At 35.8% G+C, this 13487-nt stretch carries 4 protein-coding genes; 2 read left to right on the top strand and 2 right to left on the bottom strand.

Annotated features, from left to right (window positions below; all coding sequences use genetic code 11):
- Positions 1-20: 20 nt before the first annotated feature.
- On the top strand, positions 21-1478 hold the full coding sequence (gene glyS, locus NsoK4_RS08820; protein ID WP_211687169.1) for a glycine--tRNA ligase: 1458 nt from the start codon (positions 21-23) through the stop codon (positions 1476-1478).
- On the opposite strand, the gene NsoK4_RS08825 is transcribed toward glyS, so the two are convergent.
- Positions 1475-10915, bottom strand: coding sequence for a LamG-like jellyroll fold domain-containing protein (locus NsoK4_RS08825; protein WP_211687170.1), 9441 nt, complete (start codon positions 10913-10915; stop codon positions 1475-1477). The genes glyS and NsoK4_RS08825 overlap by 4 nt on opposite strands.
- Before the next feature lie 228 nt (positions 10916-11143).
- On the opposite strand from NsoK4_RS08825, the gene NsoK4_RS08830 reads away from it, so the two are divergent.
- Positions 11144-12271 (top strand): tetratricopeptide repeat protein, encoded by a 1128-nt coding sequence (locus NsoK4_RS08830; protein WP_211687171.1) that lies wholly within the window; start codon positions 11144-11146, stop codon positions 12269-12271.
- On the opposite strand, the gene NsoK4_RS08835 is transcribed toward NsoK4_RS08830, so the two are convergent.
- A complete protein-coding gene (locus tag NsoK4_RS08835; RefSeq protein WP_211687172.1) occupies positions 12224-13444 on the bottom strand; it encodes a hypothetical protein in 1221 nt (406 codons plus the stop codon). The genes NsoK4_RS08830 and NsoK4_RS08835 overlap by 48 nt on opposite strands.
- Positions 13445-13487 lie beyond the last annotated feature (43 nt).

A 13487-nucleotide genomic window follows, 5' to 3' on the forward strand; every position in this document is an offset into this window, starting at 1 on the left:
GATTGTTAAGGTATTAATTAATGAATTATGAAGATGTAATGAAACTAGCACTTGAGCGTGGATTTTACTTTCCAAGTTGTGAGGTATATGGTGATGCACAGGCTGGGTTTTGGGAATATGGTCCATCTGGTGTCAGTTTAAAAAATAAATTCTTAGAATTATGGCGAAGGGAGCTCATCAGGCGTGATGGGATGCTAGAGATTGATGGCTCTCAAATAATGTCAAAATCAGTATTTGAGGCATCAGGACATTTAGGAAACTTTGCTGATCCTATCATAAAATGTACAAAATGCAAATCAACTTTTAGAGCAGACAAAACAATTGCCGATATTGCAAATATCGAAATTCCTGAAAGTGCTGATTTGAATGAATTTGATGATGCCATATTACAAAATAACATCAAATGTCCAAAGTGTAAGGGAGGTTTTGAAAATACCAAAAATTTTAACATGATGTTTAGAGTTGGAATTGGTCCTGAAGAAGAAGAGGCATATCTTAGGCCTGAGACATGTCAGTCAATCTTTGTAGATTTTCCAAGATTATTCAAAACCATGAGAGGAAAACTGCCATTGGGAATTGCCCAAGTTGGGAAGAGTTTTAGAAATGAAATTGCTCCAAGACAGAGTTTATTGCGATTAAGAGAGTTTTATCAGGCAGAGATTGAAGTTTTTTGCAATCCAAAGAATCTGGATGATGCTGAAAAGTTTGCAGAGGTTCAAGATACTATTATCAGGATTCAAACAGATGCAGAACCAGTTGCAATGACATGCAAAAAAGCAGTTGAATCAGGTACTGTTCCTAACAAGTTTGTTGCATATTATCTGGGAATATTGACAGAGTTTTATGAAAAAACTGGAATTGATATTACAAAAAGCAGATTTAGAAAACTAGGAGACAAAGAAAAGGCGTTTTATGCCGAGGTTGCATTTGATTTTGAAGTGGAAACCACTATTGGTTGGCTTGAGCTGGTTGCTTGCAACTATAGATCAGACTATGACCTGTCAAGTCATGCAAAAAAGAGCAAAGAGAAATTTGAGGTAATGGATAATGATGAAAAGGTTCTGCCTCATGTCTTTGAGATTTCCATGGGAATCGACAGGAGTCTTTATACAATTTTGGAGCATAGTCTGAAAGATGATAAGGAACATGAAAGAATTGTTTTATCACTAAAACCATACCTATCACCAATTCATGTTGGAGTTTTGTCATTAGTGAAAAAGGATGGATTAAAAGAAAAGACAGATGAGATTTACCTTCAAGTCAAGAGAAAGTTTGATGCATTTTTGGATCATTCAGGAGCTATAGGTAGAAGATACCGTCGGTTAGATGAGATTGGAGCTCCATATGCAGTGACAATTGATCATCAAACATTAGAAGATGATACTGTAACGATTAGAAAAAGAGACTCTATGGAACAATCAAGAGTCAATATTTCAGAATTGAATTCAATTCTTTCTGAATCCACTTCATTTCCCTAGTCTGAGAATACAGTAATCGTCTCAGAGTTTATTCTATGCTTTACTTTAACTGTCAAGTCTTTGATTGCCTGGGCTTGTGGAATTAATCCTTCTTCAGTTTCCAATCCAACAGTCCAGTCACCCAGAATTGGATCAATTGAAGTAATTGAGAATCTCTCAACGGGACTATGCGGGCCACTATACTTTACTCTAAATATTTGTTCATCAAGTTCAATACTCTTTAATCCACCTCTATTTGAATAGGTAGAGTCTTTGACCAGACATTCTTCAGATGATCCAATCACACACTGTCCATTTGGTGCAGTGACTCTGAATTCAAATTCACCATTATGAGGATCTGATGCGTAAATTAACACTGGTTCAGCCAATACATTTCCATCTCTGATGTGAGATTTCAATGAACTCATATCATATGCAGAATATGACTCTGTCTTTGGATGGCTGTACAAGACTGCAGAGTCTGTAATCTTGTCAGTTCCATATAGATCAACTTTTGCCTGAATATTGTATGAGGTTATTTCTTTTGATGTTGGCAATTTCCAGTCAAATGATACCTGGGTCTGTCCAGATTCAAGTAGTTCAGATTTTTCAGATATTGTCTTACCATCAATTATCAAAGATACAACTCCATAGGAAGATGACTGAGTGTTTTCAATGTATACTTGTGGTCTTATTGTAGAAGTGCTTTGTTTTACTGATGGTACATCAAGTTCCACTGATACGTCTGGTTCTCCTACTGGTTTTACACCTAATGTATAATGCTGTGATTCTATCTCATTTAGATCCTCATCAATAATATGTATCCAGTATTTTATTGCAGGATCTTGTGTAAGGAATGATGGGATTACTGCTGAAATCTCATAAAGTGATTCAGATATTGTCATTGGTGTTGTATCCATACTAATTGCAATGTAATCATCTTCATACTGTCCTAAAGTGATTGTTCTAAGCTCAACTCTTTTTATTGGTGATTGACTGTCAACAATTGCAGAGACTGTAATGTCTTGATTATCCACATATGTGAATTCAGATTCTCTTTCTGCTATCTGCTTTGTTCCATTTTCAATTTGGAATTTGACATCAAATATTCTAGGAATACTAAAAGAGATTTCTTCAAATTCTTTTTCTGGGATATCAGATATTATTGTAGTACCAACACAAGATTCGGTGTGGATTGCAGCATTTACTGTGTTTTGTAGGGTTCCCTTGTCTTCTGTGACAATTATCATCAAGAATGTTTCATCAGATGCAATTGGGATTTCGTAGAGATACTTGTCTACCTTTGTAATCTTGTTTAGATCCTCATATGGTTGGTTGTCAGATAGTATTGCAGAGACTGAACCAATCTTTGTGGTGTGAACAACTACAGATGGGGCCTTGTCAGCATCGCTAGACACAAGTATTCTTGCAATATTTTCATCACATTTGTCATATGATACTTCATTGATGGTCAATGGTGTTCCTAATATGCCACCAAATCCAGTAAATCCACCTCCAGTACCTGATGGACCAACACCTGTTCTACCTCCACCACTAGATGGACCTTCACCTCCTCCAGAAGATACAGAGGATCTCTTTGATACACCAAACTTTGTAAAGTGATCAGTCCAGATCACAAGATCGCCTCCAACTTGGATTACACATTCATCATTTGCACCAAGTCCAGCAGCAGAGTCTGAGGTACATTGTTCTTCAATGAATGTCACTGTATTTGATGAATCCACATAGAATGCTACAAAGTTGTTTCCAGCATCGCCTGTAAATTGAATTCTAGCAGGACTAGAGAGTTCAATTCTGTCTGTACCAAGACCGATTTCAAAGACTGCTGTTTCAGAATATGATGTGGCAATTCCATTTGCAGTACTTGATGGAATTGAAACTGTGGTTTTTGATGGTAATTTCATGATTCCATTCCATCCAGATGAACCAGTAAATGATGTTCCAGATGCAATTGTGATAATTCCATCATCTTCTTCTGCTACATTATCTGCATGTGGAGCATGGAAATTAATGTTGAAGTTATTATTAATTGCAGGTATTACACCACTTGTAACATTTGCAGAATAATCTAGAAATAGATCTTCGTCAATATTTTGGCCAAGGTTAATTAAACTAAAGTTATGATTTGTGTATGTTATAATTTGTGATTTGTTCTTTGTAATGTTGATTATATCTGTATCAGGTGTAGTGGAAATCAAAGTATTTGGATTTGTAGAATCTACAAGTATAACTACGCCTTTGGATAATCCAGAAATATTTGATGATGTATCTGTTTGTTTGGAAGTAATTGTATATGTTCCGTCTGCAAGTACTGATATTGAAGCAGTCCAGATACCACTAATATTTGCGGCGGTAGTTCCAATAGACGTACCATTTGCAAATATTTCAATTGATGAGTTAGGTTCAGAAGTTCCACTTACTGTAGATTGACTACTTATGGATACAAGAGTAATTTTTGGTGGAAGTGCGATAGTATCATGAATGAAGATGGTGTCAGACAGGGAGACGGTGTCAGATAGGGCACGATCTGCAACTATTGAAGCTGAGATGGTGTCAGACAGGGAGACGGTGTCAGATGTGGAACTGCTGGTGAGTATTGAAGCTGAGATGGTGTCAGACAGGGAGACGGTGTCAGATGTGGAACTGCTGGTGAGTATTGAAGCTGAGATGGTGTCAGACAGGGAGACGGTGTCAGATAGGGCACGATCTGCAACTATTGAAGCTGAGATGGTGTCAGACAGGGAGACGGTGTCAGATAGGGCACGATCTGCAACTATTGAAGCTGAGATGGTGTCAGACAGGGAGACGGTGTCAGATGTGGAACTGCTGGTGAGTATTGAAGCTGAGATGGTGTCAGACAGGGAGACGGTGTCAGATGTGGAACGATCAAGTATTTTGAGCACATCTCTTGCTATAGAATCAGTTAATGAGATGGTGTCAGATGTGGAACGATCTGCAACTATTGAAGCTGAGATGGTGTCAGACAGGGAGACGGTGTCAGACAGGGCACGATCTGCAACTATTGAAGCTGAAATGGTGTCAGACAGGGAGACGGTGTCAGATGTGGAACGATCAAGTATTTTGAGCACATCTCTTGCTATAGAATCAGTTAATGAGATGGTGTCAGATGTGGAACGATCTGCAACTATTGAAGCTGAGATGGTGTCAGACAGGGAGACGGTGTCAGACAGGGCACGATCTATATCTATTGAAGCTGAGATGGTGTCAGACAGGGAGACGGTGTCAGACAGGGCACGATCTGCAACTATTGAAGCTGAGATGGTGTCAGACAGGGAGACGGTGTCAGATGTGGAACGATCAAGTATTCTGAGCACATCTCTTGTTATAGAATCAGTTAATGAGATGGTGTCAGATGTGGAACGATCTGCAACTATTGAAGCTGAGATGGTGTCAGACAGGGAGACGGTGTCAGACAGGGCACGATCTGCAACTATTGAAGCTGAGATGGTGTCAGACAGGGAGACGGTGTCAGATGTGGAACGTGATGATTGGATTGAAGCTGAGATGGTGTCAGACAGGGAGACGGTGTCAGATGTGGAACGATCAAGTATTCTGAGCACATCTCTTGCTATAGAATCAGTTAATGAGATGGTGTCAGATGTGGAACGATCTGCAACTATTGAAGCTGAGATGGTGTCAGACAGGGAGACGGTGTCAGACAGGGCACGATCTGCAACTATTGAAGCTGAGATGGTGTCAGACAGGGAGACGGTGTCAGATGTGGAACGTGATGATTGGATTGAAGCTGAGATGGTGTCAGACAGGGAGACGGTGTCAGATGTGGAACGATCAAGTATTCTGAGCACATCTCTTGTTATAGAATCAGTTAATGAGATGGTGTCAGATGTGGAACGATCTGCAACTATTGAAGCTGAGATGGTGTCAGACAGGGAGACGGTGTCAGACAGGGCACGATCTATATCTATTGAAGCTGAGATGGTGTCAGACAGGGAGACGGTGTCAGATGTGGAACGTGATGATTGGATTGAAGCTGAGATGGTGTCAGACAGGGAGACGGTGTCAGATGTGGAACGATCAAGTATTCTGAGCACATCTCTTGCTATAGAATCAGTTAATGAGATGGTGTCAGATGTGGAACGATCTGCAACTATTGAAGCTGAGATGGTGTCAGACAGGGAGACGGTGTCAGACAGGGCACGATCTGCAACTATTGAAGCTGAGATGGTGTCAGACAGGGAGACGGTGTCAGATGTGGAACGTGATGATTGGATTGAAGCTGAAATGGTGTCAGACAGGGAGACGGTGTCAGATGTGGAACTACCTGTGAGTATTGAAGATGAGATGGTGTCAGACAGGGAGACGGTGTCAGATGTGGAACGTGATGATTGGATTGAAGCTGAGATGGTGTCAGACAGGGAGACGGTGTCAGATGTGGAACGTGATGATTGGATTGAAGCTGAGATGGTGTCAGACAGGGAGACGGTGTCAGATGTGGAACTGCTGGTGAGTATTGAAGCTGAAATGGTGTCAGACAGGGAGACGGTGTCAGATGTGGAACGTGATGATTGGATTGAAGCTGAGATGGTGTCAGACAGGGAGACGGTGTCAGATGTGGAACTGCTGGTGAGTATTGAAGCTGAAATGGTGTCAGACAGGGAGACGGTGTCAGATGTGGAACGTGATGATTGGATTGAAGCTGAGATGGTGTCAGACAGGGAGACGGTGTCAGATGTGGAACGTGATGATTGGATTGAAGCTGAGATGGTGTCAGACAGGGAGACGGTGTCAGATGTGGAACTGCTGGTGAGTATTGAAGCTGAAATGGTGTCAGACAGGGAGACGGTGTCAGATGTGGAACGTGATGATTGGATTGAAGCTGAGATGGTGTCAGACAGGGAGACGGTGTCAGATGTGGAACGTGATGATTGGATTGAAGCTGAGATGGTGTCAGACAGGGAGACGGTGTCAGATGTGGAACTACCTGTGAGTATTGAAGCTGAAATGGTGTCAGACAGGGAGACGGTGTCAGATGTGGAACGTGATGATTGGATTGAAGCTGAGATGGTGTCAGACAGGGAGACGGTGTCAGATGTGGAACGTGATGATTGGATTGAAGCTGAGATGGTGTCAGACAGGGAGACGGTGTCAGATGTGGAACGTGTAAATGTTTTGAGCACATCTCTTGCTATAGAATCAGTTAATGAGATGGTGTCAGATGTGGAACGTGATGATTGGATTGAAGCTGAGATGGTGTCAGACAGGGAGACGGTGTCAGATGTGGAACGTGTAAATGTTTTGAGCACATCTCTTGCTATAGAATCAGTTAATGAGATGGTGTCAGATGTGGAACGATCTGCAACTATTGAAGCTGAGATGGTGTCAGACAGGGAGACGGTGTCAGATGTGGAACGTGTAAATGTTTTGAGCACATCTCTTGCTATAGAATCAGTTAATGAGATGGTGTCAGATGTGGAACGTGTAAATGTTTTGAGCACATCTCTTGTTATAGAATCAGTTAATGAGATGGTGTCAGATGCAGAGCCTGTAGCTAAATCATTAAACTCTACAATAACAGAAGAGTCTTTTCCTGAGTTTCCGCTCCATCCATAAGTTGTAGCCGTGGTAGCTGCAGTAAGACTATAACCTGCAAGATGTGTATGTGCAGAACCGTCAACATTTGCAATGTCTGTAATGTTAGTATTAGTTTCGGTAATTCCAGTACCTTCATCAACTGCAACCATAACTAATGCATTAGAAGCACGATTTCCTGTGTATGACTGTGTTGCGGGAGCGTTAGATCCTGAATCAGTTTGTGAGTTTACAAGAACTCCTGTTGATTCAATTCCTGAAAGAATTGTTGCTGATACTACAACATCTGAATTTGTTGTTCCAGAACCAAGAGTTACTCTAACATCATCAGATGTTCCAGGTACAAAAGTGGTAGACCAAGAATTTTCATGCAGATAATAAATTGCTGCAATATGGTCATTTCCTCCTTCAGACGTAACGATTACAGAATTTGCAACAATGTCAATGGTTGTGCCACCAATAGTACCAACTAAAACATTGGAAATTGATGGTGCAGAATTTCCATTTACGTCATTTGCAGTTACTGTAACTACAAGTAATCTACTTTTGCCTGTGTTAGGAGGAGTCCATTGCGTGGTCAAATCACAGTTTCCTCCAATAGCTACTCCTCGACAGGACGTACCAGGTGTATTGCCACTACTAACATGGGCTGGATCATTTGCTACAAACCATGGTCTTGCTTCATTAAATGACAAGCCATTACCATGTTGTATCTCAACTGGTCCTAGATCATATAGATTAGGGAATTCAAAAGGAACAGAATAAGAATATCCAACGGTTGTTTTATCATTTACAAGATACTTGGTCCATGTGAGTACCTTACGATCACCTAAGGTTTTTACATCAGCATCCGTTTCAACATCAAGAATACTAGGAATGGTTTCAACAATTGTAATTGAGTCGCTATCTACAAAAGATTCTACATCAATTACAACATCAAATGAATTTGGATTAGTAGTTGGATCAACCTTGCTTTGAGCAGTTCTGATAATATCAAAATCATATGAAGATGCTACATCAAATGTTGTTGAAAAGTCAGTATCAATACCATCAGCTTGTGCATGAATCAATACACCATATGTACCACTAACAGTTGTTGTAAAAGATGCATCATAAAGACCAATTTCAGATCCAGGTTTTATTCCATTGTCAGATGATAATTCTATCTTATTTAGTTGGGGATCAGTTATGGTCATAAAGAGATTGGCATTGCCAATAGGATGCCCTTTTGCATCAAGAACAACTATAACAAAATCTGCCTTTTCACCAGGTTTGTAAATACTCTTTTTGGTATTAAGAGACACAAGACCCCATGCAAATTCAGATTCAATAGTATGCTCTATTCCATTAACTGTAAATGTTGAAATTATTTTGTATAATCCAGGTTTTGTATTTACAGTTGGTGAGAATTGTATGTTAAATTTACCGTCTCTGATTTTGTTATAAACTACATTCAAACTTGCCTTGTTGCCATTTTTATCAAATACATTAGTAATTAATTCAGTTTTTTTGTTGGACCACTTATCAGATTGTTTTTCTGGAGATTTTATGTCACTAATAATTTCAGCTGAATCAATAATATTTTGAAAATCAGATGCATGTGCAGACAAGTTTGCATTTTGTAATTTATTTATGATGGATTTTATTTCAATAATGGTGTTTTTTAATTCATTTTTAAGTTCATCAACAGATTTCTTATCAAGTGGTTGTGTTTTTAGTTGAAGAGTTTTGGTTTTTAATTGTTCCAGTTTAAGTTTTGCATTTGTTAATGCAATTCTTAATTCATCAATTTCGCCTAGTTGTACAGCATGGGCAGCTTGAAGTGGAAATAGTTTTTCCAAACCAAATAAAAATCCAAGAATCGGATTAGGTGTGTTATTTGTAATTTGTAAATTTTCAATTTCATTCAGTTTTTTGTCAGTTTCTCCAAGTAACAGTTCAGCTGCAGACTCAATTTCAGATATTTCTAACATTAATGCATCATATTCATCATAAAATTCTAAATCAAAGATCACATTTTCATTGAGTTCATAACTAGTATCCAATAATGAAACTTGAGGATTTACTTGAATTTCTGATTCTTGTTTCTCAAGATTTTGTTCTAGTGTAGTAGCTAGAACTTTGGTATCTACAATAACTGAATTTTTTATAGTTTCAATGTTGGTATTATTATTACCGTTTGTTTGATTTGAAGTTACATTTGGAATCTGTTGTTCAGTTTTAATTTGATCAAGTATTTCTTCAAGTGATAATTCTTCTTCAACCAAAAATGAATCCTTGTTGAATTTATAAATTTCAGAAATTTGTGTATTAGATAATTTTGTATCAAATAATTCTACAGTATCAATTTCTCCAGAGAATTGATTGGAAGGATTGTCAATTCCTGTTTTCGAATTAACATATGCACCGATAACAATATCTTTTTCTGAAGCGATTGAATCAATTGTTGTAGTTTTGAGCTTTCCGTTAAGAGATAATGAAGGAATTCCCGTTAGTTTAGCACTATTTTGATAAATACCGTTAACATAGATTTCAATAGAATTAGTATCATATGTTGCAGAAATATGTGTCCATTCCTCAGGTATGGTTACATTTGATTCTACAAAAGTCCATTTAATTCCATCATATATGCCAAATTTGGCAATATGGTTAGGAACAATGTTATTGTTAATGGAAAGTATAAATGATTTTTCTTTAGAAATTAAGGTAAACTCTTGAGAACCTTTAGAGTAATCAGGTTTACTCCATGCAGAAATAGTAAGACTAGAAATTTTATTAGTTGATGTAACATTTTCAATTTGTACAAAATCATTCTGATCTTTTAGAACAAGTGACGATGAAGTGTGTGTAGAATTTGTAAGCATTTCTGATTCTGTTTTATTAAATTGTAAAGACAGCATTGATTCGATGATTAATGGATCTAATGTTTTGGTTGATGTGGAGTTTGAAGGCGTTATGTAAACTGAGGGTGAACTAAAGGTAGGAGGAACAGTTGATGTGGAGTTTGAAGGCGCAGAAGCGGTTGATGTGGAGTTTGAAGGCGTTATGTAAACTGAGGGTGAACTAAAGGTAGGAGGAACAGTTGATGTGGAGTTTGAAGGCGCAGAAGCGGTTGATGTGGAGTTTGAAGGCGTTATGTAAACTGAGGGTGAACTAAAGGTAGGAGGAACATTTTCTGCGGAAATTTTGGTTGAATTCGATAAGATAACAGTAGTTGAATTAAATGAATCAATTTTACTTGTAGGAAGTATTGTAGAGTTTTGAGAGGGAATAGAAAAATTTTCAGAATCTTTGATAATACCATTAAATGAAAATTCTTCTGCAAAAGCTAATCCATAATATTGCTGTGAAATTAACAAGGGAGGGAAAAATGCTCCAGAAATTATAAGAAATATAGATAACAAAGAACTGGTTTGTTTGAAAAAAATATGTGATTTTTTATTTTCACTTCTCAGTAAGGCATATCCAGAAAGTGGAACTAGAAGGAAGAAGATATAATATGATTCTTCAATAGGTGGATTTTTTTGTAATTCCATTAGATTGTTAGAATGTGACATAATTTCTGGAGTAGGAATTTCAATAGAAGTATGGATTAAATTGAATTTTAATTCATTGAATTGTTTAGAAAATATCAAAGGCGGATTAGGAATATCATTGATAAAAGTTAATGCTAATGAATCTAATGTGATTGTAGGTGTTTTGCTTTTTGAATTTATGACGGGTTTGGTTCTCTCAAAAATTCTCTCAAGAGTGGTATCAACATCATTTATTATTTTTATAAAACCAAAATTTTGATTATTTTTATCATTTGTATTAACACTGATTTGGTCATTAATGTTAACAAATTTTATTGTATGTTCATTCATATTATTACCATTAGTTTTTAATGAAAGATTCTCTGTTAGATGAATCTGGAAAATTTTTGAAGTTTGTTCAATATCTAAATTTTGTAAATTATTAGAATTTTGTAATTCGCCAGATACAAAAATATTTGATGAAGAAATTATTGATGTTGATAAAATCAATACTAGGAAAATAATTTTTATTTTCAAATTACAAAACCTCTTAAAAATTTTAGACAGATATTAGAAAATATGAAAAATTTTAAATTATTATTTAACAATCTTATTCACAAATATTTAAGAGATTTTGCACTTAAGAGGCTGGGAACACATGAGGCAGATCTGTTGCCAATAAGGAATTTTCTTGAATTTTCATTACCAAAATGGCAAGAGAATAATCGTTCATTTTCAAGAATTTTAAATTCAAAAAAATATTATAGTGATAAAATAATTAAAGATATGCTAAACAGGTTAGCAATTATTGTTTTTATTTTATTTTTAATTCCAATTTTTAGCACAAATGTTTTTTCTGAAGATGTTAATGAATTAATTAAGATTGCAAAAGAATTTGAAAATGATGACAAGAATAATGATGCCATGGTGTATTTCGATAAGGTATTGGATATAGAACCAGATAATATAGAAGCACTTAATGGAAAAAGTAGGATATTGCTATTTGAAAAAAAATTTGATGTAAGTAGAGAATTTGCTGAAAAAGCTTTAGAGATAGATAACAAGAATTTATCAGCATTAGTAAACATAGGTATTGGATTAGGATTTCAAAATTATTTTGATGATTCACAAAAATATTTTGATAGAGCATTAGAGATAGATGGAAATCATACAGATGCATTAGTTAACAAAGCTACATTATTAATTAAACAAAAAAAAGAATATCAATTAAGTGCTGAACTTTTAGAAAAAGCACTTGATATTGATCCAGATAATGTATATGCATTACAAAATCTTCGTTTAGCGTTTCATGAAATGCCAACAAAAAGATTTGATGGTATTATACAAACAGTTATGCGAGATAAAGATGGGAATCTTATTGGTTATAGTGAAAGTGATAGAATAACAATTACAGAGTATGTTCCAAGAGATTTTTTTACAGCAATTGGATTAAATTCGACAATGAAGGTTGATGAAAATATTGATAGTATTATATTAGTCAAAGAGGGAAATAGAAGATTTCTACAGGAATATAAGGAATTCATTACCAGGACTGGAGAAGGAATGTTTTATTTGAGTTCACATGATATAGGCAATGCAACTTTGAATGTGTTGAATGCAAGAACCCATGGCCATTTTCAAGAACCAGAGGACAAGATATCAAGTAGATGGATATTGGTTGTGCCTAAAAGTTTTATGAGCAAATAATAGACCAACACCAATTGCAAAAAATACTATAAATGGCTGAAGTCTATATGGATTTAATTGATAATTGAGTAGTCCTACTAAAAGTGGTCCTGTTAACAGTATTCCAGCAATTAAAATTTGAAAAGAATCTGCATATTTTATTCCCTGTTGTGATTTTTTATATAGTAAAAAACTAACTGGTAACAATGACATCATAATGAATAGATCATATCTAAGTTGGTATGAAAGTACAGTGAATCCTGAAAAGAATTTGGGCGGATGCCAAACAAAATTTTCTGGTTGTAGACTCGATGCAGGGACTAGAAATAAAATCAAGATTGAAATTCCCGTAAACAATAGTGAATAAGGAATTAATGCAATAATTTTATTTTTTTTTGTTTCCGAGTTTGTTAGTATATAGAGAATATTTAAAGGAAAATACATTAAAGTAAGTGGTTTTGCGAAAAAAGAAAGAACATAACTTATAGAAGACAAAGGCCAGGCTTTGTGAATAAGATACAAAGATAAGACATAAAACAATGTCCAGAAGTTGGAATATGTAATAATTGTGTCATATTCTCTAAAAATATAGCTTTGAACAATTACAAGCACGGATATAAGACCTGTATAATTTTTTGATGTAAGTTTATTTGTAAAAAAATAGCTTACAATTAATAGTGAAATACTAGCAAAAAATGGTATTACTCTCATATTTTCAAAAATTAAATCAGATGCAACCAAAAAAAATAATTTTGTATGTAATGCAGAAATATTTTCAAAAAATGTATCAGACTTGCCCCAGACTTCTAAGTCGCTGATTACATTTTTTCGATCAGGTATGATTTCAGGTTCAAGTATCTCCCCATAACTAAATACTATGTAAACAGATAATATTACAATTAAACACAGTAATGATTTGTTTTTTGATATATCAAAATGTTTTAGAATATCTAAAACAGAGTTGAAATATCTTAATTTTTTCTTTTGAAATAATACATAAGTTACAAAGAATATGAAGTTAATAGAAATGAAAGGAATTGAAAATACACCTAATTCAAAAGGATCTATTGAAGGAATGGATGTTCCACTAGAAGATCTGATTATAAGTGCTGGAAAAACTACAGAAATTTGATAAAAAAATATTATTGTGAAACTAAAAATGAAAATTATTTTTGAATAAATTTTGTTTATCAATGCTAATCATTAAAAATAAAAGGAAAAAAAGTTGTTCCTTAAG

Source organism: Nitrosopumilus sp. K4, assembly GCF_018128925.1.
GTDB lineage: Archaea > Thermoproteota > Nitrososphaeria > Nitrososphaerales > Nitrosopumilaceae > HKST03.